Origin of the sequence: Streptomyces sp. NPDC057616, from assembly GCF_042800575.1 — a bacterium.
GTDB lineage: Bacteria > Actinomycetota > Actinomycetes > Streptomycetales > Streptomycetaceae > Streptomyces.
In genome coordinates this window covers 44,972-70,565 of sequence record NZ_JBHVGU010000008.1, presented here as the reverse complement: position 1 = coordinate 70,565, position 25,594 = coordinate 44,972, and the positions used below count along the sequence as shown (strand labels likewise).

The following is a 25,594-nucleotide window of genomic DNA, read 5'->3' as shown; positions in this document are numbered from 1 at the left end:
TGACTTCATACCCCCTAGGGGTACCGTGAAGTGCATCGAGTCCCTCAGAGGCCGCCCAGAGACGAGGAACGACCATGAACACCGGACTGCGGATCACCGTCTTCGCCGCCGCGCTCGCCGCCACGTTCGGCACGGCCTACGGCGTGGGCAGCGGCGTCGGCGAGATCTCCCCCGAGCCCAGGCCCGCGGCGCACGGGGAGCACGAGTCGGCCGCCCGCGGGGAGCACGAGTCAACCGCCCGCGGGGAGCACGAGTCGGCCGCCCACGGCGGGCACGAGGAGGGGAGCCGGGCGTCAGCCGCACCGCCCGGCGGACTGCAGATATCCGAAGGGGGCTACACCCTCGACCTGAAGACGCCTGCGGTCGAGGCGGGCCGGAGCACGAACCTGCGGTTCGCGGTCGTCCGGGACGCGACCGGGCGCGCGCTCACCGCGTACCGGCGGGAGCACACCAAGGAACTGCACCTGATCATCGCGTCACGGGACCTGACCACCTATCGCCATCTGCACCCGGCCCGCGCCGCGGACGGCACCTGGTCCACGCCCGTCAGCCTGCCCAGGGCCGGTGCCTACCGCGTCTTCGCGGACTTCACGCCGCGCGGCGGCGACGGCCTCACGCTGGGAGCCGACCTCACCGCGTCCGGCACGTACCGGCCCGCCCCGCTCCCCGCCCCCGGCGGCACGGTCACGGTCGACGGGTACGAAGTGCGCCTCCAGGGCCGCCCGGCACCTGCGAAGAGCAGCCGGCTGACGTTCACCGTCATCAGGAACGGCAGGCCGGTGCGTGACCTCCAGCCCTATCTCGGCGCCTACGGCCACCTGGTCGCCCTGCGCTCCGGAGACCTCGCGTACCTGCACGTGCATCCCCACGGCGAGCCCGGCGACGGCACGACCCGCCCGGGGCCGGACATCTCCTTCTCCGCCACCGCGCCCACCGCCGGCACCTACCGGCTGTTCCTCGACTTCAAGCACGAGGGCAAGGTGCACACCGCCGCGTTCACGGTCCGGACGGACGGCGCGGTGCGGCAGCCGGAGGTCTCCACCTCGCCCTCGGCGGACGCCGAGGACTCCGCGCACCCGCACTGACGCCGCTCGCGGACCCCGGAGACGGTTCGCGGAGCCGGCTCCACGCCGACCGGCTACACCTCGATCTGCGAGCCCATGATGACAGTGCGCTCGCGGGGCAGGCCGAAGTGCTCGGCGGCGTCGGCCGTGATGTAGGAGGTGGCGATGAACAGGCGTTTGCGCCACGGGGCCATCGTCGGCTCGTCGCCACGCTGGAGCTCGATCTTCGACAGGAAGTAGGACGCCTGGTCGAGCTCCAACTGCCCTTCCGTCTGGGCCGGATCGAGCATCGCGAGCGTGCCGGGCACGTCCGGCGTCTCCATGTAACCGATCCGGGCGGTGACATGGACGATCCCGTCGTCGGCGTAGCCGAGGCTGTCCACCACGACCCGGTTCTCGGGCGGGACGCGGGGCACGGGTTCGGTCTCGACGGACATGATCACGATGTGCTCGTGCCGTACGTGGTTGTGTTCCACGTTGGCCCGCATGGCCAGTGGTGCGGTCTGCTTGCCCCGGTTGAGGAAGACGGCCGTACCGGGGACACGGAGCTCCGACAGCTCCCCGGTGCGCAGCTGGTCCACGAAGTCGCGCAGGGAGCCCTCGTTGCGGATGCGGGACGCGGTGACGATCTCGCGGCCGCGCTGCCAGGTCACCATGATGGTGAACATCGTGAGGCCGATCAGCAGCGGCAGCCACGCGCCGTGGACGAACTTCGTCAGGTTGGCGCCCACGAACAGCAGGTCCGCGAAGAGCAGAACCGACGCTCCGCTCGCGACCACCCAGCGGGGCGTGCCCCATTTCACCCGGGCGACGTAGAAGAACAGCAGGGTGGTGATGGTGATGGTGCCGGTCACCGCCATGCCGAAGGCGAACGCGAGCGCCGTGGAGCTGCGGAAGGCGAAGACCAGGGTGAGCACCGAGACCATCAGCAGCCAGTTGATCCAGGGGACGTAGATCTGCCCGATGGTGGTCTCGGAGGTGTGCGCGATGCGCAGCCGCGGGAGGTAGCCGAGCTGGGCGGCCTGCGAGGTGACCGAGTACGCGCCGGTGATGACCGCCTGGGCGGCGATCACGGTGGCCGCCGTGGCCAGCACGACCATCGGCCAGCGCCCCCAGTGCGGTACGAGCAGGAAGAACGGGCTGCTGATGTTGTGCGGGTCGTCGAGGATCAGCGCGCCCTGGCCGAGGTAGCTCAGGATGCAGGCGGGGAAGACGAGGAACAGCCAGGCACGGGTGATGGCGGGCCGGCCGAAGTGGCCCATGTCCGCGTAGAGCGCCTCGGCGCCGGTGACCGCGAGCACGACCGCGGCCAGGGCGAAGAAGCCGGTGCTGAAATGGCCGAACAGGAAGCCCAGGGCATAGCTCGGCCAGAGCGCCTTGAGGATGTCCGGGTGGTCGGTGATGCCGCCGACGCCGCATGCGCCGATGGCCGTGAACCAGGCGATCATGACCGGTCCGAACACCCGGCCCACCGCCGCGGTGCCATGGCGCTGCACCAGGAACAGGATCACGATGATCACCGCGGTGATGGGGACGACGGCGCCGCCGAGCGACGGCTCGACGACCTTGACGCCCTCGACGGCCGACAGCACCGAGATCGCCGGGGTGATCATGCTGTCGCCGAAGAACAGCGAGGCACCGAAGATGCCCAGTCCGGCCAGCACGACGGCGGTGCGCCGGCTCCGCCCTGAACTCAGCTGCCGCACCAGCGTGATGAGGGCCATGATGCCGCCCTCGCCCTCGTTGTCGGCGCGCATCGCCAGCAGCACGTAGGTGACGGTCACGATGATCATCACCGACCAGAACACCAGCGAGACCACGCCGTACACGTTCTGCGCACTGACCGGGACGGGGTGCGGGTCGCCCGGGTCGAACACCGTCTGGAGGGTGTAGATCGGGCTGGTCCCGATGTCGCCGAAGACCACGCCAAGGGCGCCGATCACCACCGCGAGGCGCACCGTCTGCCGGGCAGCCGAAGGACGCGCCTGCGGCCCCTGTGTCACCGGCTCCCCGCCGGACGGGGTCTCGTCCCGACGATCCGCCATCGTGATCCTCCTCCTGGCGAACCGTCCGCCCCAGGTCCGCCGCATCGGAGCGGACACTACCGGGGCGTAGGCGCGACGGCCGGTAGGGGGCACCTGCGCGGCGCGCACCGAGCCGGCCGTCCAACTCCCCTCTCACACAACCAACATCACGGCCCGAGTACGATGATCGCGTATTTCGCCTGCCCCTGATTCACCGGCGCGATGGAGTTGCGATGACGACCGGGCCCGAGCCGTCCCTTCGGATCGACACCAGCAAGGCGCATCCCGCGCGGGTCTACGACTACCTGCTCGGCGGCAAGGACAACTACCCGGTCGACGAGGCCGTGGGCGAGCAGCTGCCGCCCGAGGCGCGCGATGCCGCGCGGCAGAACCGGGAGTTCATGAACCGTGCGGCGGCCTGGCTCGCCACGCAGGGCATCGACCAGTTCCTGGACATCGGCACGGGCATTCCCACCGAGCCCAACCTCCACCAGATCGTCCAGCGCGTCGTCCCGACGGCAAGGGTCGTCTACGCCGACAACGACCCGATCGTGCTGCGCCACGCAGAGGCGCTGCTGGTCAGCAGCCCCGAGGGTGCCACCGACTACATCGAGGCCGATGTACGCCGGCCCGACCGCATCGTCGAGCACGCCCGGCACATGCTGGACTTCGACCGTCCGATCGCCCTGTCGCTCATCGCGCTGATGCACTTCATCCCGGACGCGCAGGACGCCCACGGCATAGTCCGCGGCCTGGTCGCGACCCTGCCGAAGGGCAGCTACCTGGTACTGTCGCACGCCTCGTCCGACCTGTTCCCGGAGCTCTCCGCACAGGTCACCGCCGAGTACGCGAAGGGCGGCATCGAACTGGGCTTCCGCTCCCGCCCGCAGGTCGAGCGCTTCTTCGACGGCCTGGACCTCGTGCCGCCCGGCCTGGTGACTGCGACGGAGTGGGGTGTGCCGGGCCAGATGCCCGAGCGCGAGGACAGCGGCATCTACGCGGGAGTGGCCCGCGTCGCCTGAATCACCCCGGCCTCCGCCCTCAGTCGGTGAGGGTGGAGGCCAGCGCCTGGGTCGCGTGGACGAGTTCGGTGTCCTGCTCGGCCAGCAGCCGCACGAGGGCGCCGCGCTGGGCGCGCACCGCGTGGCGGGCGGCGGACTCCCACTCGACGTAGGCGCCGTGGCGCCGGCGGATCTTCGGGTGGGCGGCGGCCGTGATCTCCCACTGGCGGGCGTCGGCGATGTCCCGCAGCAGCAGGAGGATCTGCACCCGGCAGGTCGTCCTGGGGCGCTGGGCGAGGTCCCACAGGAAGGGGACCGTGACGGCCGTCGCCTGGCCGACGACGAAGCCGTGCCGGCAGATGCGGTGCCGCAGCCGGTCCAGGGCGTTCAGCGCGGCGGCCGCGTCGCCGGAGGCGATGGCGGCGAGCAGGAACGGGATGGCCGCCGCGGACCCCGAGGAGTCCTCGATCTCCTGCCACGCGACCCGTCCGACGTCCTGGAGCGCGGTGGCAGGCTTCTCGTCCGTCACCTGGTCCGTCACCGTACGTTCCCCGCTTCGGACCTCGGTCGTGACCTCATCGTCAGGTGCGCGCCTCGGTGGGCAGCATCGCCCAGACGGTCTTGCCGACGGGATTGCACCGGGTCCAGCCCCAGTGCTGGGACAGCGCCTCGACGATGATCAGTCCGCGGCCGCCCTCCTCGAGTGAGGCACCCGCCTGTCCTGGGCTGGGAAGCGTCTCACCGCGATCGGTGACCGCGCACATCAGGTGTGCCGGACGGCGCTTGAGCCTCAGCAGCAACTCGGACCCGACTCCCCCACCCGCGTCGCCCGCCCGGCCGTGCAGCACGGCATTGGCGACCAGTTCGGACACGACGGTCAGGGCGTCGTCCCGGAGATGATCCAACTCCCAGTCGCCCACGACGCGTTCGGTGAACTCCCGGGCCTCGGCGCATGCCGTACGGCCGCCGCCCAGACGCAGGCCGGCGGCCCTTGCTCGGGCGCGCACGGCGGACCCGGCCGGGGTGGTGCGGCCTGGAAGCGGACTCGGTCCGGACCAGGGTGCTGGTTGCACGGGCAGCGACACGGCATCTCCTGCGGTGGCGTCAGGACGGGGCGCTGACACGGACGTTGGTGCCTTGGTTATTATCCACGTCGACAGCCAGTCCGTGCAATTTCACGAGAAATTGCGCGTGCAGTTCGAGCCAGTCATGCCAAGGAGACTGCAGTGCCATCAGTTTCGAACGGGGTACGAGCGAGTTCACTGGGTGTCCGCTGGGTCAAGAGCCGACGCAGCAACGCCGAGGGAAACTGCGTGGAGGTCGCCGCCCTGGCCGAGGGCGGCGTGGCGATCCGCAACTCCCGTGATCCGCACGGCCCCGCGCTGATCTACACGTCCGCCGAGGTCGCCGCCTTCCTGGCGGCCGCGAAGGACGGCGAGTTCGACGATCTGTTGTGACGCCCCGCCGGGAGCCTGTCACGCCGGCTGACCCACACGCGTCGGGCCGCCCGCACGGATGGTCGCACTCCGCTTCGGCCCACGCATGCGCGAGGGCGCCAAGAGGTGGAATAATGCGGCCTGTTGTCCTCTGCCCACCGGGAGTCAGGATGCCCTCCGAGTCGCCGCGCGTCTCCCGTCTGGAACCGTATCTGCATCGCACCGAGCCCGCGCCGACTTTGCTGAAGATGCTGGTCGGGGTGCAGCTGGCGGGCATCCGCGAGGACGCGGGCCTCGCCCAGGAACAGGCCGCGCGCGCCGTCGGGTTCAGCCCGGCGAAACTCTCCCGCATCGAGGCGGGAAAGGGCCGTAGGCCGCCCACCGAGGGCGACGTCCGGGCACTCCTGGAGTTCTACAAGACGGAGGACTACGAGTCGTCCGTCCTGCTGCAGCTGCTGCGGCGGGCCGGGGAACCCGGATGGTGGCAGCGCTTCGACAAGCGGCTGATCCCGGAGTGGTTCGACCGGCTGGTCGGGCTCCAGGAAGCGGCCAACTCCATCCGTACGTTCGAGATCCAGTACGTTCCCGGGCTGCTGCAGACCCCGGCCTACACCCGCGCCGTGGTGGAGCGCGGCCTGCCCTCGGCTCCGGAACGCGAGGTGAGCCGCCGCGTCGAACTGCGCACCAAGCGGGGGCAGTTGCTCCAGCGCGCGGACGCACCGCAGCTGTGGGCGATCGTCGACGAGTCGGTGCTGCTGCGCGTGCTGGGCAGCCGCGAGATCATGCGCGAGCAGCTGGAGCATCTGATCGCGATGGCCCAACTGCCGCATGTGACCGTGCAGGTCGTCCCGCTGGACGTGACCGACGCCTCCGCGCCAGCCATTCCCGTCACGTATCTGCGCTTCGGCGGCCTCGACCTGCCCGACATCGTCTACCTGGAGCACATGAGGAGCGCCACGTTCCTGGAGGACCGCGACGATACGGAGCAGTACCGGGTGGCCCTCGACCAGCTGGCCGACGACGCCCTCAGCCCGCGCGACTCCCTGATTCGTCTGCGGGAGACGGCCCGGCAGCGCTACGGGGCCGAGTGACCGTGGCCGCCGGCGGAGCGAGCGCCTCGCGGCGGCCCGCTACGGAAGCCGGGCCACTCCGCCGAACTCGATCCACTCCTGGGTGAGCTGACGCGGCGCCACGTCGTTGTCGGGCCGCCAGGTGGACACCTCGACCAGGCCCGGCTCGATGATCTCCAGCCCGTCGAAGAGCTGCGCCACGTCCTTCTCCTGGCGCACCCGGCCCCAGTGCCCCTGTGTCGCCTTGTCCATGAAGTCGGTGACGAAGGCCCGCACCTCCGGGTCCTCGCTGACCAGCTGGCACATCAGCAGGCAGCTCCCGGGCACCAGCCGCTCCCGCACGCGCTCCACGACCGCCATGGGACCGTCGGTCTCGCTGTCCGGAATGCAGTGGAAGACGGAGTTGAAGAGCACCGCGACCGGCTGCGAGAAGTCGATCAGCCGCTGGGTGTCGGGGTGGGAGAAGATCGTGTCCGTGTCGCGCAGGTCGGCCTGGATGACGGCGGTGCGGTCGTTCTGGTCGAGCAGGGCCCTGCCGTGCACCAGGACCATCGGGTCGTTGTCGACGTACACCACGCGCGAGTCCGGATCGATCCGCTGCGCCACCTGATGCACGTTGTTCTGCGTGGGCAGACCTGATCCGTGGTCGAGGAACTGCCGCACGCCGTATTCCTGCGCGAGCGTCCCGACCACCCGCTGGAGGAAGCGCCGGTTGTTCAGCGCCAGCGCCCGGGTGCTGGGCACGACCTTGTCCAGTTCCTCGCAGGCGGCCCGGTCGACGGCGTAGTTGTCCTTGCCGCCGAGGTAGTGGTCGTACATGCGCGCGGCCGTGGGGACCGTGGCATCGATCTTGGTGGACAGCCGCTTCCCGGACTCCATCGTCTCCCCCAGCTCCGAACCGCGCCGGGCCAACCGGCCCGGCAGACAACACATCCTAGGGAAAAGCCACTTGGACCTGCCACTCCTTCCACCCGACCGGTTCGGCGCGGGAGAGGAAGAGTTCCTTCCCTCTTCCTGCTCCTTCCTCCGCCTTCCGTCTTCACCTCTTGACGGCACTGGTGCAGACCTTTAAGTTCTGCCACACCTTCCAGTTCACGGACAAGCACCACGTTCAGCCACATGAACGTGGTGGATGCCGGACCCCGAGCTCCGGAACGCGCCCGGGAACCTGCTCGCCCCCCACTCCAGAAAGCAGGGCACGCCATGATCCGTTCGAAAGTCCTGGCCGGCGCCAGCGTCACGGCCGTCGTCGGCGTCCTCGCGGTGATGAGCACCGGCGACGCCACCGCCGCGGATCCGGGCAAGGCGCCCGGCGGCAACTTCGACCTGTCCGTGTGGCAGCTCCAGGAGCCCGTCGGCTCGCCCGGCTCCCCGACCACCATTCCGTCCTCCCGCCTTCAGGGCGCGAACGGTTACCAGGACTCGTACTTCTACACGGACCAGCGCGACGGGGCGATGACCTTCTGGGCGCCGGAGAAGGGCGTCACGACCCCCAACTCCAACTACGCCCGCTCCGAGCTGCGGGAGATGAACCGCAGCGGCAGCGCCGCCGACTGGTCGCTGGCCGGCAGCCACAAGCTGAACGCCACGCTGCGGGTCGTGTCGGTCACGAAGAACGTGTGCGTCGGCCAGATCCACCTCGGCAGCGGCGGATCCTCCACCAAGCCCCTGCTGGAGCTCTACTACCACTCGAACGGCGACATCGTCCTCGGCACCGAGAACTCCCCCTCCGGCGGCCAGACCTCGCACACCGTCGGCCATGTCTCGATCGGCAAGACCTGGACGTACACGATCGCCGTCTCCGGCGGAAACACCATCGACCTGACGGTCAACGGCAGCACCACCCACTACCCGATCCCGTCGTCCTTCTTCTCCTACAAGCAGTACTTCAAGGCCGGTTCGTACAACCAGTCGTCCTCGGACAGCACCACCAACGGTGCACGGGTCGCCTTCTACGGGCTGACCGTCTCCCACAGCGGCTGAGACGGGCGACGGCGGCCGGGCCCGGCGTTCTGCTGTCGGCCGAGAAGGTCGCGGCAGCGCCGCCGCGGGCGGCAGGATCGTCGCATGCGGCCGATCTTCGTTCTCGTGCACAGCCCGTCCGTGGGCCCCTCGACCTGGCATCCCGTGGCCGAACACCTGACGGCCGCGGGACACCGGGTCCGGGTGCCGTCCCTGCTGAGCGTCGGAGCCGGCGAGCCGCCCTTCTGGCCCCGCGTCGTCGACGCGGTACGCGACGATCTGCGGGAGGTGCCCGCCGGCAACCCCGTCGTGCTGGCGGCACACAGCAACGCGGGGTTGTTCATGCCTGTGATTCGCTCGGGACTCGACCACCCGGTGGCCGCCTCGATCTTCGTGGACGCGGCGCTGCCGGCCGGAACCGGATCCACACCCGTCGCCGCACCCGAACTCCTCGCATTCCTGCACCCGATGGCCGTCAACGGCAGGCTGCCGCGCTGGACCGACTGGTGGGACGAGGCGGACGTCGCACCCATGTTCCCCGATCCGGCGATGCGCCGGACCGTCGTGGACGAGCAACCCGCGCTGCCGCTGTCCTACTACGAGCAGCACATCCCGGTCCCCGGCGGATGGGACGACCACCCTTGTTCCTACCTGCTGTTCGGGCCTCCGTACGACGGCCTCGCCGCCGAGGCGCGCGGCCGCGGCTGGCGGGTGGCGCATCTGCCCGGCGAGCATCTCCACCAGATCGTGGACCCGGCCGGCACCGCCCGGCAGCTCGTCCAACTCGCCGGACTCACCGGCGCGGGCGCCGAAACGCCGTGACCATCGGCTACTTGGCGGGGGCGAACACGCGTTGGGCGGCGATCGCGGCCCCGCCTCGCGCCCACTCCTCGAACGGCAGCGGGCGCACGACGAGATCGCAGTCCACGGCGGCACCGAAGGCGTGGTCGACGAAGCTCTGCCGGATGTGGTCGGCGAACAGGTCGTAGGAGGCCACGCCCTCACCGGAGATGATGATCCGTTCCGGGCCGACGAGATTGGCGACGCAGGCCAGCGCCAGGCCCACGGCCCGTCCGGCGCGGGCGAAGACCGCCCGGACGCCGGGGTCTCCGGAGTGGGCGAGGTGCACCGCCTCGTCCATGGTCAGCTGCGGGTCGCCGGTGGCCTGCCGGGCCTGCTCCGTGATCGCGTGGGTGGAGGCGACCGCCTCGACGCAGCCGGTGTTGCCGCAGGTGCAGACGCGGTCGGCGCCGCTCACCGGCAGGTGCCCGACCTCGCCCGCCACGCCGTGCGCCCCGGAGACCACACGGCCGCCGATGGACAGGCCCGCGCCGATTCCGGCGCCGACGGTGACCAGCGCGAAGGTCGACAGGCCGGCTCCCGCGCCGAACCACTGCTCGGCCACGGTCAGGGCCCGTACGTCGTTCTCGATGACGGTCGGGGTTCCGGCGGCCGTCTCGACCAGCTGGGCGAGCGGCACGCGACGCCAGTTGAGGAAGGGTGAGTACTGGACCGTGCCCAGCTGGCTGTCCACGTCGCCCGAGATCGTGACGCCGATGCCGTGCAGCGCCTGCTCGTCCCGCACACCCGCCGCGGCCCGCAGGTCGTCCACCAGCCGCGCGATCGCGAGCACCACGGTTCCCACGTCCCGTGAGTCCAGCTGCACCCGGCGCGAGGCGAGCGGCTGGGCGGTCAAGTCGGCCAGCACGCCGATGAGTTCCTCCCCGGTGACCTTCACCCCGGCGAACAGGGCGCGCTCCGCGCGCACCGCGATCAGGATCGCCGGACGGCCGCTGGCCCGCTCCGTGGCGGGCCGCCCCAGCTCGGTGATCCAGCCGTCGGCCATCAGCGGGGTCGCCACCTTGGTCACGGCTCCCGGCGTCAGCCCGGTCCGCCGCCCGATCTCGGCGCGGCTCAGCGGGCCGTGCTGGAGCAGGGTCTGGAAGACCAGGGCGGCCGCGGGCGGCTGATCGGCGAGGGTCATGCGGCGACCTTACCTTTCCTTTGGAAACTAAGACAAGGTCGGATTCACCCTACCTTCCGACCGGGAAACCGCAGGTCACTTGGAAGGTGGTCCCCAAACTGACGGCCCATGACACACAGACATCGGATATCTGGTCCCGCCGACTATGTTGACGCTGGAAGGAAACCCGTCCTACATTCGCCGCACTCCTCGCCGGGGCGGACGGGACGGTCCCGCGCCGCCGAGGAGCGTGGCCCCACCCACTCCCCCGTTGGTCACAGCGATCCCCTCGGTGATGTTCCGGGACGACCACCGCCGAGAGGCTCTCCCCGTTTAGCCGCTTCCCCGATCCCGCGGGCGGATCCACCGCCTGCAGTCGCGCCCTGACGGAGTACATCCATGTCTCGTCCAGCTCGACCCGCACGTCTGAGAACCCTGACGGCGGTCACCGCGCTCGCGGTCGCCCTCGCCGTGCCCGCCGCGGCGCGGGCCGCCGCTCCCGCCGACGCCCCCGCGGCCGAGGCGTCGTCCGGCACCACCACCGCCGCGCCCGCCGTCGCGGCCAAGCCGTACATGGGCATGAGCACCTGGAGCCTCGAGTCCACCAACTTCCCCGGCTACGGCGGGGAGAACTGGGTCACCGAGTCCAACGTCCTCAAGCAGGCCGGCATCATGGCCTCGAAGCTGAAGTCCCACGGCTACACCTACGTGAACGTGGACGCCGGCTGGAACGTCGACAACGGCAAGAACGTCGGCGACGCCTATGCCCGCCCCACCGCGGACCTCAAGAAGTTCCCGCACGGCATGAAGTACGTCGGCGACCAACTGCACCGCAAAGGGCTCAAGTTCGGCCTCTATCTGGCGGTCGGTCTCTACCAGGACTACTACAACGACGGCAAGACGCCGATCCACGACGCCCCCGGCTGCACCACCAAGGACATCGTCTACCCGGACCTGCGCAAGACCAGCGGCTGGGACAACGTCTCCTACCAGCTGAACTTCTCGAGCCCCTGCACCACCAAGTACATCCAGTCCATCGCCGACGAACTCGCCTCCTGGGGCGTGGACTTCCTCAAGATCGACGGCGTCGGCCCCGGCTCCAACCAGGGCGACGAGGCGCACAACAACGTCCCCGACGTCAAGGCGTGGCACACCGCGCTGCAGAACACGGGCCGTCCCATCCAGTTCGTCCTGTCCTGGTCGCTCAGCCACAACCAGGCCGACGTCTGGAAGGCCAACTCCAACGGCTGGCGGGTCGACACCGACGTCGAGTGCTACTGCGACACGCTGGTGACCTGGAACAACTCCGTGAAGGGCCGCTGGAACGACGTCGTGCCGTGGATCGACGACGCCGGACCGGGACACTGGAACAACCTCGACTCGCTCGACGTCGGCTCCGGCGTCATGGACGGCATCAACAACGTCGAGCGGCAGAGCTACATGACGCTGTGGGCCATCGAGTCCGCGCCCCTCTACATCGGTGACGACCTCACCAAGCTGGACTCCTACGGCCTCAAGCTGCTCACCAACGACGAGGTCATCGCGGTCGACCAGGCGGGCAACCCCGCCAAGCCGGTCAGCCAGAAGACCCCCGAGCAGGTCTGGTACGCCCGCAACGCCGACGGCAGTTACACCGTGGCCCTGTTCAACCTCGGCAAGGGCTACTCCGACGTGACCGCCGACTTCCGTGACCTCGGCATCAGCGGCAAGGCCGCGGTCCGCGACCTGTGGAGCCGCAAGAACCTCGGCTCGGTGGGCGGCCACTTCACCGACAACCTGCCCCCGCACGGCTCGCGCCTGCTGCGGATCACTCCGGGCGGCACCACCAACCACCCGGGCGTCCCGCTCGCCGTGCACGGCACCAAGTCGACCGCCACCAGCGTCTCGCTCGACTGGGACGCGGTGAACTCCGGTACGAGGACCACCGGTTACGACGTCTACGCGAACGGCTCGAAGACCGCCGCCGTCACCGGCACCTCCGCCACCGTCAGCGGACTCAAGGCAGGCACGGCCTACTCCTTCACCGTGGTCGCCCATGACGCCAAGGGCCGAACGTCCGCCCCCAGCAAGGCCGTCGACCTCACCACCCCGGCCGCCGGCGGACCCGTCTCCTACGAGGCCGAGGCCTCCGGCAACACCCTGGCCGGCAATGCCTCCGTCTCGGACTGCTCCGCGTGCTCGGGCGGCAAGAAGGTCGGCAACCTCGGCGGCGGCGGTTCCGTGACGGTCGATCACGTCACCGCACCCAAGGACGGCACCTACCTGATGAAGATCGACTACACCGACGGCTCCTCCGGCCGCACGATCGTCGTCACCACGGGCGACACGTCCTTCCAGGTGCCGCTGCCCGGCAGCAACGACAACAACTGGGGCACACCGCAGTCGATCACCGTCACCGTGCCGCTGAAGGCCGGCGAGAACACGATCGGTTTCGGCAACCCCGCGGACTACGCCTCCGACATCGACCGGATCACCCTCTGACCCCCTGTCCGGCCCCGACCGACGTTCCCGCCTGAACCAGAGGAGAGTGCCGTGGTGGTCACATCACAGGGCAAGCTCACGCAGCCGGCCACACCGCCGCCCGCCGAGGTGACCACCACGGCCACCGCCTCCGGCCGAACTCCGCGCGTCCGCAAGACCCTTGGCGCCCGCAGGCCGGGACGCACCACGCCGACCAGGTCCGCGGCCGCCCGCCGCCGCGACCTGCCGGCCGCCCTCCTGCTCATCCTGCCCGCGGTGGCCGGGTTCGCGGTCTTCTTCGCCTATCCGACCCTCCGCGGCATCTACCTCAGCTTCACCGACTTCCACGTCCTCACCCCGCCGCACTGGGTGGGACTGGCCAACTTCCACGAGATGGCCGGCGACGACGTCTTCTGGCACTCCCTCCTCGTCACGGTCTACTTCGTCGCGCTGTCCGTCTCCTTCGGCACCCTGGTCTCCCTGGTGACGGCCGTGGTGCTGCACCGGGTGACCCGCTCCTCGCTGCTGCGCGGCGTCATCCTGCTGCCGTTCCTCATCTCCAACGTCATCGCCGCCCTGGTCTGGCAGTGGCTGCTCGACCCCAGCCTCGGCGTCATCAACAGCGTCCTCAAGGCGCTGACCGGCCACAGCATCCTCTTCTTCGGCAGTGGCGGCTGGGCGATCCCCTCCCTCGCCGCCATCAGCGTCTGGAAGTGGATGGGCTACTACGCCCTGCTGATCTTCGCCGGCCTGCAGACCATCCCGCCCACCATCTACGAGGCCGGACGCGTCGACGGCGCGGGCGAGTTCCAGATGTTCCGCCGCCTCACCATCCCCCTGCTGCGCCCGATCCTGGTCATGGTGGTCGTCCTGACGGTCATCAACTCCTTCCAGGTGTTCGACATCGTGCAGGTCACCACCCGCGGCGGACCGGCCAACGCCTCGAACGTGCTGCAGATGTACATCTACGACAAGGCCTTCCGCCAGTTCGACTTCGGCTACGCCGCCACCCTCTCGCTGGCCCTGTTCGCCCTGCTGATCACGGTCACCTTCACCCAGCTGCGGCTCGCCCGCGCCAACGAATCCGACCTGAGCTGAAGGAGCCCGTCATGGCAGTCGCCCTCGCACCCGGCCGGACGGCCACTCCGCACGACCGCACCGGGCGGCGCCCCCGCCGCACATCCCCCGGCAGGATCGCGGCCTGGATCTACCTCGGCGCCATCGTCCTGGTCACGCTCTTCCCCTTCTACTGGATCCTGCGCACCGCGCTCTCCGACAACTACAAGCTGGCGACCAACCCTTCGTCACCGCTTCCGGTCGGCTTCACCTGGGGCGCGTTCGAACGCGTCCTGGGGCTCGCCTCCACCGCCGACGCGCAGGCCCAGGGGGGCTCAGGCGCCTCCATCGACATCGCGCTCTACCTGCGCAACTCACTGATCTACGCGACGGTGCAGACGGCCCTGATCGTGCTGTTCTCCGCTGCGGCCGCGTACGCCTTCTCGCGGCTGCACTGGCGCGGCCGCAACCTGGTGTTCAACATCCTCATCGCCGCGCTGATGGTGCCCAGCGTCTTCACGCTGCTGCCCAACTTCGTGCTCGTCAAAGACCTCGGGCTGTCCAACACCTTCGGCGGACTGATCCTGCCCGGCGCCCTCTTCCAGGCCTTCACCCTCTTCTTCCTGCGGCAGTTCATGCTCGGCCTGAGCACTGAGGTCGAGGAGGCCGCCATCATCGACGGCGCCGGCCCGCTGCGGATCTTCTTCCGGATCATCCTGCCGATGTCGTCGGCGCCGATCGCCACGGTGTCGCTGCTGATGTTCGTCAACGCCTGGAACGACTACTTCTGGCCGCTGCTCATCACCAACAGCCAGGACGTGCAGCCGCTCACCCTCGCCCTCGGGGTCTTCAAGCAGTCCTCGCCGCAGGCCGCCCCCGACTGGGCGGGGCTGATGGCCGCCGCCCTCATAGCGGCGCTGCCGATGCTGCTGCTCTTCGTCGCCTTCGGCAGGCGCATCGTCAACTCCATCGGCTTCTCCGGTCTCAAGTGACCGGGCGTACACCGCGATCGGACGGCACAGCCATGCCTCCCAGTGACGACCTGGTACTCAGCTGGCCCGCGCCCGCGGCCACGTGGACCGAGGCCGCCCCCGTCGGCAACGGCCGGCTGGGCGCGATGGTCTTCGGCGGGCCACACCGGGCCCGCATCCAGATCAACGACTCCACCGTGTGGTCCGGCACCCCCGGCGGCCCCGCAGCCGCCCTGGCCGCCGTCCGCGCGGCCGGAGCCGGCCCGCAGCGCCTCGAAGAGGTGCGTGCCGCCCTCCGCACGGGTGACCAGGACCGGGCCGAGAAGCTGCTCATGACCTTCGAAGGGCCCTACAGCCAGGAGTACCTGCCCTACGCCGACCTGCATCTGACCGTCGCGGGCGGCGAGAAGGCCGCCTACCTCGGCAGGACCCTCGACCTCGACACCGCTGTCGCCGAGGACGCCTTCCGGCTCGACGCGACCTCGGTCCGCCGCCGGGTCTGGGCCGACGCCGTGACCGGCGCGCTGTGCACCACGCTGGACACGGACGGCGGCACCGTGGACCTGTCCGTCGATCTGTCGACTCCCCTGCGGGAGGTGCACCGTTCGGCCACGTCGAGCCGCCTCACCCTGGGGATCGAGATCCCGGTGGACGGCGCTCCCGCGCACGAGCCGCAGGTCGCCGAGCCCCTGCGCCACGCCGACGGCCCGCTCGACGGCTACGACCCGTTCGCCGCGCTCGCCCTGGCCCTGGACACCGACGGCGAGGTGACCGCCGCCCACGGGAACCTGCTCGTCACCGGCGCCTCCCACGTCCTACTCACGCTCGCCAGCTCCACCGCGGCCGCCCGGCAGTGGCACGGTGAGGACCCCGCCGACCGCGCCACGCACCTGGCCCTCGCGGGCGACACCGCCGCCCAGGCCCTCGCACAGGGTGCCGATCACCTGCTCGGCAACCACGTGGTGGACGTGCGCGCCCTGCTCGGCGGCACCTCGCTGCGCATCGGCCCCCGCCGCCACGGTACCTACGACGTCGCTCGCGACATCCTCGCCGGGGACGACGAACTCCTCACCGCCACCGTGCTGTTCCAGCTCGGCCGCTACCTACTGGCCACCGCGTCCCGCCCGCACGCCGGTCCCCCGGCCAACCTCCAGGGCATCTGGAACGCCGACCTGCGCCCCGCCTGGTCGTCGAACTACACGATCAACATCAACACGCAGATGAACTACTGGGGCGCGGAGGCGGCCGGTCTCTCCTCCTGCCATGCGCCCCTGTTCGACCTGCTCGACCGCATGGCGGCCCAAGGCGCCATGGTGGCACGGGAGTTGTACGGCGCCCGCGGCTGGGTCGCGCACCACAACACCGACATGTGGGGCTGGGCGCTGCCGGTCGGCATGGGCCACGGCAGCCCCTCCTGGGCCCTGTGGATGACGGGCGGCGCCTGGCTCACCCAACACGCCTGGGACCACTACGAGTTCACCCGCGACCTCGGCTTCCTGCGCGAGCGGGCGTGGCCCCTGCTCAGCGGCTGCGCGGAGTTCCTGCTCGACTGGCTGGTCGACGACGGCACGGGCTTCCTGGACACCCTCCCGTCCACCTCCCCCGAGAACCTCTTCCTCGTCGACGGCACGCACAGGTCCCTGACGCGTTCCTCGGCGATGGACATGGCCCTGATCCGCGCGACCTTCGAACGGACAGTGGCGGCAGCCGAGTTGCTCGGACTGGACACACCTCTCGTCCAAGCGGTACGAGCCGCCCTGCCCCGCCTGCGCCCGCCGCGGATCTCGGCGGAGGGCCGGCTCCCGGAGTGGGCGGAGGACCTGACCGAGGCCGACCCCCACCACCGCCACCTCTCCCACCTGATCGCCGTCCACCCGCTCGGGCTCATCGATCCCGACACGACGCCCGAACTGGCCGTAGCGGCAGGGAAGTCGATGGACCGCCGGGGTCCCGGAGCCATGGGGTGGTCCTGGGCCTGGAAGATCGCCCTGCGGGCCCGGCTGCGCGATGCCGCGACGGCTCGTTCGCTGCTGCTGGAGGCGAGCCGCCCGCTCGACGGCGACGCCACGGTCGACGCTCCGCCCGACGGCTCCGAGTGGGGAGGGCTGCTGCCCAACCTGTTCTCCACCCACCCGCCGTTCCAGATCGACGGCAACTACGGCTTCATGGCCGCCCTCACCGAGATGGTGCTGCAGAGCCACACCGGCACGGTCCATCTGCTGCCCGCCCTGCCCGCGCAGTGGCCCGAGGGCCGGGCAACGGATCTGCGCTGCCGCGGCGGACTCGCGGTCGACTTCGACTGGGCCGACGGCGTCCCGACCACGATCACCGTGCGCCGCCTGGCCGGTGACGCGGACGAACCGGTCAGCGTCCGCCACGGCGACCGTACGACAAAGCTGCGCCTCCCGATCGGGCACCAGGCAGAGCTCGACGCCGACCTGCGGGTGCGAGGGGAGCCGGTGCCGTGCTGACCGAGCAGGACGTGCCCGAGCTCTTCGCCTACCGCAGCTCCTACCGGGAGCCCGCCGACTTCGACGTCTTCTGGAAGGACACCCTCGCGCAGGCACGTGCCGAGCGCGAGGCGGCGCTGGAGCTGACGGCCGTCGACACCGGCCTGGAGACCGTCGACGTGTTCGACGCCGTGTTCCCCGGCTTCGGCGGCCACCCGGTCCGCGGCTGGCTCCGGCTGCCCCGGCACCGCACCGGGCCGCTTCCCGCGGTCGTCCAGTTCCACGGCTACGGCAGCGGGCGCGGCGCCCCCGTCGACGACCTGCTGTGGGCGTCCGCCGGATACGCCCATCTGCTGGTGGACGCCCGCGGGCAGGGCGGCGCCTGGGCGGGCGGCGGCGCGACTCCCGACCCTGTCGGCAGCGGGCCCGCCCACCCCGGCTTCCTCACCCGCGGCATCGAGGACAAGGACGCGTACGTCTACCGGCGAGTGTTCACCGACGCCGTCCGCGCCGTGGAGGCGCTGCGCGGCCGTGGCGACCTCGTCGACCCGGCCAGGGTCGCCGTCGTCGGTCCCAGTCAGGGCGGCGGTATCGCCCTGGCGGTCGCCGGACTCGTCCCCGGCCTGTCGGCCGCCCACTTCCAGGCGCCCTTCCTCTGCGACATCCGGCAGGCCACCCGGCTCACCGACGCCGACCCCTACGCCGAGATCGTCGGCTACCTGGCGGCCCGCCGGGACCGGGTCGCTCAGACCTTCGAGACCCTCGGCTACTTCGACGGGCTGGCCTTCGCCCGCCGCGCCACCGCACCCGCCTGGTTCTCCGCCGGGTTGCGCGACGAGGTGGTCCCGCCGGTCACCACCATCGCCGCCTACCACGCCTACGCCGGGCCCAGGCGGCTGCGCCTGTGGGAGTTCAACGGCCATGACGCCGGCGGCTCCGAGGACCTGGCCATCGCCCTCGGCGCGTTCCGCACCCTCCTCAAGACGTCGTCCCGCCCTCCGGTGCTGCCGTCCCCCGCACCCTCCGCGTCATCCCGAAAGAAGGACCAATGAATCGCTCCACGGGAGTTCGAAAGGCCGTCACGCTGGGCGCCACGCTCACTCTGGCGGCCGTGCTGTCGGCCTGCTCCAACGGCTCGTCCTCGGCCGGCGGCTCCAAGACCGTCAACTGGTGGACCTGGGACGACAAGCAGGCCGCCGCGTACAAGGTGTGCGCCACGGACTTCGAGAAGGCCAACCCCGGTGTCACGGTGAAGATCACCCAGTACAACGTCGCCGACTACTTCACCAAGCTCACCGCCGGCTTCGTGGCCGGCAACGCGCCCGACGCCTTCCAGAACAGCGTCCAGTTCTTCCAGGCGTACGCCTCCCAGCACCAGTTGATGCCGCTGGACGACTTCATCGCCAAGGACAAGTTCGACCTGTCCCGCTTCTCGGTCGGCGTGGGCGCCTGGAAGTTCACCGACGGCAAGCAGTACGCCCTGCCCCTGGACTGGGCGGCGACCGGCCTCTACTACGACCAGGCCGCCCTGAAGAAGGCCGGATACACCGAGAAGGACGTCGACTCGCTCAACTGGAACCCCGACGACGGAGGCACACTCGGCAAGATGATCGCCCACATGACGATCGACGAGAAGGGCCGCCGCGGCGACGAGAAGGGCTTCGACAAGTCCCACGTCAAGACCTACGGCTACGGGGAGGTCGCGGCCAAGGACTTCATCGGGCAGGTCACCTGGAGCCCGCTGGTGGACACCACGGGCTGGCGCCTCGGCGACAGGGCCACCTGGCCGACCGTGTTCAACTACAGCGATCCGCGCTTCGTGAAGACCATGGACTGGGTGCGCTCCCTGACGGACAAGGGGTACGCGCCCAGGATCGGCCAGTTCACCGACAGCGTCAGCGACATCGACCTGCTCTCCTCCGGCAAGGTCGCCATGGAGAGCGCCGGATCGTGGGAGGCCTCGACCTTCGTGAAGATCCCCGGCCTCAAGGTCGGCATCGCGCCCACTCCCTACGGCCCCGACGGCAAGACCCGGGCCGTGCTGAGCAACTCCAACGGCAACAACATCTGGGCCGGGACCAAGAACGCCGACCTCACCTGGAAGTGGGTCTCCTACATGGGCAGCGAGGCGTGCCAGTCCAAGGCCTCGCTGACGGGCACCTTCTTCCCGTCGATCCCGGCCTCGATGAACGCCTCCGCCAAGGCGCTGGCCGGCAAGGGAGTGGACCTGTCCGTCTTCACGGACATGATGAAGAACAAGGTCCTCTACCCGTCTCCGGTCTACGGCAACGGCGCCGCCCTCCAGGACGCGCTCGAGCCGCTGTTCCAGGCCTACTTCGCCGGCCAGAAGGGCGATTCCGTCTTCTCCGAGATGCAGAGCAAGAGCAAGCAGCTGCTCGCGAAGAAGTGACCCACCCGCACGACGACACCGCACCCTGAAAGGCAGGACTCTGCATGCCGGACACCACCGCGCGGATCCACACCCTGCGCGCGGCAGGCACCGCACTGATCGTGGAGCTCACCGAGCCCGTGCCCAGAGTCCTGCACTGGGGGGCCGACCTGGGCGAGCTGCCGCCGGACGCCCTGGCGGCACTCGCCCTCACCGGCGAACCCGCGGTCCTCAACAACTCCGTGGACATTCCACGCCGGTTCACCGTCTGGCCCACCGAGGCCGACGGCTGGTCCGGCACGCCCGCCCACGAGGGACACGTGGCCGGCACCTTCGCCGCACCGAGGCTGACGCTGACCGGCAGCACGTACCGTCCGCTGCCCGAGGGCGGGGAGCTGACTCTCCGGCTCACCGACGAGGGAGCCGGACTCGACGTCGCCCTCACCTACCGGCTGGAGCCGTCCGGTGTACTGGGCGTGCGGACGTCACTCACCCGCCGCTCCGACGCGGACCCCGCGCCGTACGACCTGGCGCAGGTCACGACGCTGCTGCCGCTGCCCCGACGGGCCGCGGAGGTCCTGGACTTCACCGGCAAGTGGAGCCGGGAGCGCTCCCCGCAGCGGCGCCCGCTGGGCTTCGGCAGCCACGTCCGGGAGGTGCGGCGCGGAAAGCCCGGACTGGACTCGCCGTACCAAGTCACCGTCGGTGTGCCCGGGTTCGGCTTCCGCGGCGGCGAGGTCTGGGCGGTGCACGTCGCCTGGAGCGGCGATCAGCGGTATCTGGTCGAGCAGTTGCCGGAGGGTGCGGGCACCCACTCGGCCGTGCTGGGCGGCGGCGAGCTGCTGCGCGCCGGGGAGATCCGGCTCGCGCCCGGCCAGTCGTACACCACGCCGGTGTGTCACTTCGCCTGGTCCGGCCAGGGGCTCGACGGGCTCGCCGACCGCTTCCACACGCTGGTGCGGGCCCGCGCCACTCATCCGAGCCGTCCCCGCCCGGTGATCCTCAACAGCTGGGAGGCGGTGTACTTCGACCACGATCTGGACCGGCTGCTGCGGCTGGCCGACAAGGCCGCCGAGGTGGGGGTCGAGCGGTTCGTGCTGGACGACGGGTGGTTCCGCGGGCGCCGCTCGGACGACGCCGGGCTGGGCGACTGGACCGTGGACCCCGTGGTGTGGCCCGAGGGGCTGACACCGCTGGTGGACCATGTCCGGTCCCTGGGGATGGAGTTCGGGCTGTGGGTCGAGCCGGAGATGGTGAACCTCGACTCCGACCTCGCCCGCGAGCACCCGGACTGGGTGCTCGGACCGGCCCGCGGGATCGGGCCGCCCGCCCGCCATCAGCACATCCTGGACCTGTCCAACACCGAGGCGTGGCGGTACCTGCTGGACTCGCTCGACGCCCTGGTGGCGAAGTACGGCGTGGCCTGTCTGAAGTGGGACCACAACCGGGAGCTGCACGAGACCGTCCACGGCACGGCCGACCGCCCGGTCGCGCACGCCCAGGTGCTCGCGCTCCACCGGCTGATGGACGCGCTCAAGCAACGCCACCCCGCACTGGAGATCGAGAGCTGCGCCGCCGGCGGCGGACGCATAGACCTGGGCATCCTGGAGCGCACCGAACGGGTCTGGGCCTCGGACTGCAACGACCCGGTGGAGCGCCAGGCCATCCAGCGCTGGACCGCGCAACTGCTGCCGCCCGAGCTGGTCGGCACCCATGTCGGCCCGGCCACCAGCCACACCACCGCCCGCGTCGGCTCCGACTCGCTGCGGCTGGCCACCGCCCTGTTCGGGCACGCGGGTATCGAGCAGGACCTCACCCGCTGCTCGCCCGGGGAACTCGCCCGGATCACCGCCTGGACCGCGCTCCACCGCGAGCTGCGCCCCCTGCTCCACGGCGGGCGCACGGTCCGCGCGGACCTCGCCGACGAGGCGACGCTGTTGCACGGGGTGGTGGCGCACGACGGTTCCGCCGCGCTCTACTGCTGGGCCCGCCTGGTCACCTCGCCCGAGGGCCAGTACGGGCGGGTGCAGCTGCCCGGCCTCGCCCCCGAGGCGGCGTACCAGGTGCGGGTGCGGGCCGAGTTGGGCCTGCCGTCCTTCCACCAGACCGACGGGCCCGCCTGGCTGCCGGCTGCGCTCGACGGCCGGCTCACCCTGCCGGGCCCGGTCCTGGCCATGGCCGGGCTGCCCATGCCGAACCTCAACCCCGGTCAGGCGCTGCTGCTCGAACTGCGCCGGACCGAGGCCGGATAGCGGGGTGCCGGCTACGCGGACTCGCGCAGCAGCAGTTCCGCCCTGACCGCCGCCTCGGCGCGGCTGAGCGGGCCGCTCCTGGTGAGCAGCCGGGCGGCCTGCTCCACGGTGAGCGCGCCGAGTTCCCGCGTGTCCAGGGCCACGGTGGTCAGGGGCGGTTCGACGAGTGTGCCGAGCTGCAGGCCGTCGAAGCCGATCACGGCGAGGTCTTCGGGGATCCGCCGGCCGAGCTTCCGCGCGGCGCGCAGGGCCCCGATGGCGATGATGTCGTTGAAGGTGAACACGGCGGTGACGTCAGGGTGTTCGGCGAGCAGGGCCCGCAGGGCGCCCTCCCCGCCCTCGATGCTCTGGTCGGCGCGGCTCACCGTGCCGGAGTCCAGTCCGCAGGCGGACATGGCGGCGGCGAACCAGCGGTGGCGGATGCTCGGCTCGGACCGGGTCGCGTGGTCGATCATGCCGATGCGCCGGTGCCCCGCGTCCACCAGATGCCTGATCGCGTCGCGGACGCCCGCCTCGCCGTCGATGCGGATGGCGCTGAACCGCTCGGCGCGGTGCTCCCGGTCGATGAGCACCACGGGCAGCCCCCGGGTCAGCTTGTCGATCTCCTCCTCGGGCAGGGTCAGATATCCCACGACGGCGTCCACCTGCGTCGCGATGACCTCCAGCGTGCCGCGCTCCTCCTCGACGCGGTCCCCGGTGTCGTAGACGACGACGTGCCAGCCCCGTGCGCGTGCCGCCTCCAGGGCGGAGGCGGCGACCTCGGTGAAGAAGGGGTTGAGCAGGTCGGGGATGACCAGGCCGACGCTTGTCGTGTCCTGCCGCACCAGGCCCCGGGCGAACCGGCTCGGGCGGTAGCCCAGCTCCTGGGCGGCGTCGAGGACACGCTGCTTGGTGGTGGCGTCGATCTCGCCCTTGTCGTTGAGCGCGCGTGACACGGTCTGCCGGGACACCCCGACGGCCCGCGCCACATCGTCGATCGTCACCCGGCGCGGGCCGGACCCCGACGACGCCATCGTCCACCTCCGTCTGTTGGGTTCGACTCCGGAGCCTTGACACTTGTCCGCACATAAGCGCAGACTCCGAATCGCTTGCTCCCGTGAGCGCTCACGTTACCGCTCACGGCGCTTGGTTCCAACCCACCCAGCTACCGCCGCCAGTCGTTCTCTGGGAACGGAAAACATGAGCTACACAGTCACCCGCACCCGCCTCGCCGCCATCGTCGCGGCCACCGGTATCGCCGTGCTCTCCGGCTGCTCCTCGTCCGCTCCGTCGGACAAGGCGGCCGCGGCCTCCTGCGACCCCGCGAAGGGCAAGGTCACGCTCCAGTACTGGAACACCGTTCCGGGCATGGACAAGGTGGTCGCCCTCTGGAACAAGAAGAACCCGGACATCCAGGTGGAGACGAAGAACATCTCCAACGACCAGTACGGCATCCTCGGCAACGCCCTCAAGGCGGGCAAGGCACCGGACCTCGCGCAGGTCGGCTACGACGAGCTGCCCAACCTGCGCACCCAGAACGCCTTCGTGGACGCCTCGGCCTGCTCGGCGGCCACCGCCGCCAAGTCGAAGTTCGTGCCGTGGACCTGGTCGCAGACCAGCTTCGGCAACACCGGGGTGTTCGCCCTGCCGCAGGACACCGGCCCGATGGCCCTCTTCGTGCGCAGCGACCTCTTCAAGAAGTACGGCATCGCCGTGCCCACGACGTGGGACGCGTACGCGACCGCCGCGCAGCAGCTGCACAAGGCGAACCCGAAGCTCACGATCACCTTCTTCGACCCGAACAACGCCGAGTGGTTCAACGGTCTCCTCTGGCAGAACAGCGCCAGGATGTACGGCTACTCCGGCGGCAAGTGGCAGGTGACCGTCCAGTCCGAGCAGAGCAAGCAGGTCGCCGACTACTGGCAGAAGCTGATCTCCGCCAAGCTCGTGCGCACCGACCTCGCCAACGGCTCGACGCAGATGTACGCCGCGTACCAGAAGGACCAGATCGCCAGCTACGTCGGCGCCGCCTGGGGCTACAGCATGTTCCGCGACAACCTGCCCAAGCAGGCCGGCAAGTGGAGCGTCGTGCCGATGCCGACCTGGGGCGCGAACGGCTCGTCCGGCGACTGGGGCGGGTCGACCGTGGCGTTCATGAAGGGCGCCAAGCACCTGTACGAGTCGGTCAAGTTCAACACCTGGCTGAACACCGACCCCGAGGCCCTGGCGATGGAGAACAAGCTGGGCGGTCTCTACCCGGCGGCCAACGCCGGGCTTCAGCTGCCCGCCCTGTCGAAGGGTGTTCCTTACTACAACAACGAGAAGGTCTTCGACGTCTTCGCCGACTCCTCCCGCAAGATCGACACCAGCTTCGCCTGGGGGCCCACCCAGAAGACGGTGAACCTGGCGCTCCAGGACGCGATGGCCAAGGCGGCCGCCGGTGACGGCACGCTCGCCGACGCCCTCGCCAAGGCCCAGGCCACGGCGCTGAAGTCCATGAAGGACCAGGCGATCCCGGCCGCGGCGGGCAAGTGACCGTCGCATGACCGACATCGCGACCCGCACGCCCCGTGCGATCCGCGTGGTGCAGCCGCCCAAGGGCCGCCGCCGTCCCCACGGCGGCGGCCCGCGGGCGGCCACGATCGCCGCGTTCCTCACCCCGTTCTTCCTGCCGTTCGTGCTGTTCTACCTGGTACCGGTCGGTTACGCGCTCTGGCAGAGCTTCCGCGTCGTACGGCGCACCGGCGGCCAGTACGGCACCTCGTACACCACCTTCGGCGGCTTCCACCAGTACGTGCAGGTGTTCCAGAACGACGAGTTCTGGTCCAGCATCGGGCGCATCGGCCTGTTCGGCGTCGTGCAGGTGCCGGTCATGCTGTTCGTCGCCCTGATCATGGCGCTGCTGCTGGACACACCGCTGCTGCGGCTCAAGCCGTTCTTCCGCATCACCGCGTTCATGCCGTACGCCGTGCCCGGTGTCATCGCCGCGATCATGTGGTCGTACCTCTACTCGCCCCAACTCAGCCCGGTCGTGGACCTGTTGAACGGCATCGGACTCAAGCCCGACTTCCTCGGACCGGGCGCCGTGCTGTGGTCGACGGCGAACGTCTCGACCTGGCTGTGGACCGGCTACAACATGCTGATCATGTACTCGGCGCTCCAGTCGATCCCGCAGGAGCTCTACGAGGCGGCACGCATCGACGGCGCGAGCAACTGGACCATCGCGTGGCGGATCAAGGTGCCGATCATCGCCCCGTCGATCGTCCTGACGACAGTCTTCTCCATCATCGGGACGCTCCAGCTCTACGCGGAGCCGGCCGTGCTGCGGCAGATCTCCTCGAACATCTCCAGCACGTTCACGCCCAACATGCTCGCGTACGCGGTGGCTTCGGGGAACAACTACCAGCAGGCGGCGGCGATCTCCGTGGTCATCGCCGTCATCACCTTCGTGCTGAGCTTCGGGTTCATGCGACTGACGTCGAGGAGGGCCGGCCTGTGAGCCACCGACCCGCCGCCC

The 25,594-nt window shown here is 70.3% G+C and carries 21 protein-coding genes; 15 read left to right on the top strand and 6 right to left on the bottom strand.

Going from position 1 to position 25,594, the window contains the following annotated elements:
* Positions 1–74 precede the first annotated feature (74 nt).
* Complete coding sequence (locus tag ACFU97_RS11885) at positions 75–1,085, top strand: hypothetical protein (RefSeq protein ID WP_384254284.1); 1,011 nt, start codon at positions 75–77, stop codon at positions 1,083–1,085.
* Between the two features lie 53 nt (positions 1,086–1,138).
* Here ACFU97_RS11885 and ACFU97_RS11880 read toward each other — a convergent pair whose 3' ends face one another.
* Positions 1,139–3,109, bottom strand: a complete 1,971-nt coding sequence (locus ACFU97_RS11880) for a potassium transporter Kup (protein ID WP_384254282.1) — start codon at positions 3,107–3,109, stop codon at positions 1,139–1,141.
* Between the two features lie 212 nt (positions 3,110–3,321).
* Between ACFU97_RS11880 and ACFU97_RS11875 the strand changes: the two genes are divergently transcribed.
* Entirely contained in the window at positions 3,322–4,110 is a 789-nt protein-coding gene (locus ACFU97_RS11875; RefSeq protein WP_384254280.1) for an SAM-dependent methyltransferase, read from the top strand.
* A gap of 19 nt (positions 4,111–4,129) precedes the next feature.
* On the opposite strand, the gene ACFU97_RS11870 is transcribed toward ACFU97_RS11875, so the two are convergent.
* A complete protein-coding gene (locus tag ACFU97_RS11870) occupies positions 4,130–4,630 on the bottom strand; it encodes a hypothetical protein (RefSeq protein ID WP_384254278.1) in 501 nt (166 codons plus the stop codon).
* A gap of 40 nt (positions 4,631–4,670) precedes the next feature.
* Positions 4,671–5,096: an ATP-binding protein gene (locus ACFU97_RS11865; RefSeq protein WP_384254275.1), complete on the bottom strand. Its 426-nt coding sequence runs from the start codon at positions 5,094–5,096 to the stop codon at positions 4,671–4,673.
* A 219-nt stretch (positions 5,097–5,315) separates the two neighbouring features.
* Between ACFU97_RS11865 and ACFU97_RS11860 the strand changes: the two genes are divergently transcribed.
* Complete coding sequence (locus ACFU97_RS11860; RefSeq protein ID WP_384254273.1) at positions 5,316–5,546, top strand: DUF397 domain-containing protein; 231 nt, start codon at positions 5,316–5,318, stop codon at positions 5,544–5,546.
* A gap of 149 nt (positions 5,547–5,695) precedes the next feature.
* Positions 5,696–6,616: a helix-turn-helix domain-containing protein gene (locus ACFU97_RS11855; RefSeq protein ID WP_384254271.1), complete on the top strand. Its 921-nt coding sequence runs from the start codon at positions 5,696–5,698 to the stop codon at positions 6,614–6,616.
* Positions 6,617–6,655: 39 nt separating this feature from the next.
* Here the strand turns inward: ACFU97_RS11855 and ACFU97_RS11850 are convergent, their stop codons facing one another.
* Positions 6,656–7,474 carry an SAM-dependent methyltransferase gene (locus tag ACFU97_RS11850; protein WP_384254268.1) on the bottom strand — a complete coding sequence of 273 codons (819 nt, stop codon included), beginning with the start codon at positions 7,472–7,474 and terminating at the stop codon, positions 6,656–6,658.
* Positions 7,475–7,798: 324 nt separating this feature from the next.
* On the opposite strand from ACFU97_RS11850, the gene ACFU97_RS11845 reads away from it, so the two are divergent.
* Together ACFU97_RS11845 and ACFU97_RS11840 are read left to right on the top strand one after the other, a co-directional pair.
* Entirely contained in the window at positions 7,799–8,578 is a 780-nt protein-coding gene (locus ACFU97_RS11845; protein ID WP_384254266.1) for a polysaccharide lyase family 7 protein, read from the top strand.
* An 84-nt stretch (positions 8,579–8,662) separates the two neighbouring features.
* Positions 8,663–9,379: an alpha/beta hydrolase gene (locus ACFU97_RS11840; protein ID WP_384254264.1), complete on the top strand. Its 717-nt coding sequence runs from the start codon at positions 8,663–8,665 to the stop codon at positions 9,377–9,379.
* A gap of 7 nt (positions 9,380–9,386) precedes the next feature.
* Here the strand turns inward: ACFU97_RS11840 and ACFU97_RS11835 are convergent, their stop codons facing one another.
* Positions 9,387–10,541, bottom strand: a complete 1,155-nt coding sequence (locus ACFU97_RS11835; RefSeq protein WP_384254262.1) for an ROK family protein — start codon at positions 10,539–10,541, stop codon at positions 9,387–9,389.
* 378 nt (positions 10,542–10,919) lie between these two features.
* On the opposite strand from ACFU97_RS11835, the gene ACFU97_RS11830 reads away from it, so the two are divergent.
* From ACFU97_RS11830 to ACFU97_RS11800, 7 genes are read left to right on the top strand one after another with little or no spacing between them, the layout of a single operon-like run.
* Positions 10,920–13,001 carry a fibronectin type III domain-containing protein gene (locus ACFU97_RS11830; RefSeq protein WP_384254260.1) on the top strand — a complete coding sequence of 694 codons (2,082 nt, stop codon included), beginning with the start codon at positions 10,920–10,922 and terminating at the stop codon, positions 12,999–13,001.
* A gap of 51 nt (positions 13,002–13,052) precedes the next feature.
* The gene (locus ACFU97_RS11825) at positions 13,053–14,078 is read left to right on the top strand and encodes a carbohydrate ABC transporter permease (protein WP_384254258.1); all 1,026 of its coding nucleotides are present in this window, start codon (positions 13,053–13,055) and stop codon (positions 14,076–14,078) included.
* Positions 14,079–14,089: 11 nt separating this feature from the next.
* Positions 14,090–15,028: a carbohydrate ABC transporter permease gene (locus ACFU97_RS11820; RefSeq protein WP_384254256.1), complete on the top strand. Its 939-nt coding sequence runs from the start codon at positions 14,090–14,092 to the stop codon at positions 15,026–15,028.
* Between the two features lie 32 nt (positions 15,029–15,060).
* The gene (locus tag ACFU97_RS11815; RefSeq protein ID WP_384254253.1) at positions 15,061–17,478 is read left to right on the top strand and encodes a glycoside hydrolase N-terminal domain-containing protein; all 2,418 of its coding nucleotides are present in this window, start codon (positions 15,061–15,063) and stop codon (positions 17,476–17,478) included.
* Positions 17,472–18,509 carry an acetylxylan esterase gene (locus ACFU97_RS11810; protein ID WP_384254251.1) on the top strand — a complete coding sequence of 346 codons (1,038 nt, stop codon included), beginning with the start codon at positions 17,472–17,474 and terminating at the stop codon, positions 18,507–18,509. The genes ACFU97_RS11815 and ACFU97_RS11810 overlap by 7 nt, the downstream gene beginning before the upstream one ends.
* A complete protein-coding gene (locus tag ACFU97_RS11805) occupies positions 18,506–19,867 on the top strand; it encodes an ABC transporter substrate-binding protein (RefSeq protein WP_384254249.1) in 1,362 nt (453 codons plus the stop codon). The genes ACFU97_RS11810 and ACFU97_RS11805 overlap by 4 nt, the downstream gene beginning before the upstream one ends.
* 44 nt (positions 19,868–19,911) lie before the next feature.
* Positions 19,912–22,098, top strand: coding sequence for an alpha-galactosidase (locus ACFU97_RS11800; protein WP_384254247.1), 2,187 nt, complete (start codon positions 19,912–19,914; stop codon positions 22,096–22,098).
* A gap of 11 nt (positions 22,099–22,109) precedes the next feature.
* Here ACFU97_RS11800 and ACFU97_RS11795 read toward each other — a convergent pair whose 3' ends face one another.
* Positions 22,110–23,111, bottom strand: coding sequence for a LacI family DNA-binding transcriptional regulator (locus ACFU97_RS11795; protein ID WP_384254245.1), 1,002 nt, complete (start codon positions 23,109–23,111; stop codon positions 22,110–22,112).
* 166 nt (positions 23,112–23,277) lie between these two features.
* Between ACFU97_RS11795 and ACFU97_RS11790 the strand changes: the two genes are divergently transcribed.
* Together ACFU97_RS11790 and ACFU97_RS11785 are read left to right on the top strand one after the other, a co-directional pair.
* A complete protein-coding gene (locus tag ACFU97_RS11790) occupies positions 23,278–24,612 on the top strand; it encodes an ABC transporter substrate-binding protein (RefSeq protein WP_384254242.1) in 1,335 nt (444 codons plus the stop codon).
* A gap of 7 nt (positions 24,613–24,619) precedes the next feature.
* Positions 24,620–25,576 carry a carbohydrate ABC transporter permease gene (locus ACFU97_RS11785; RefSeq protein ID WP_384254240.1) on the top strand — a complete coding sequence of 319 codons (957 nt, stop codon included), beginning with the start codon at positions 24,620–24,622 and terminating at the stop codon, positions 25,574–25,576.
* Positions 25,577–25,594 lie beyond the last annotated feature (18 nt).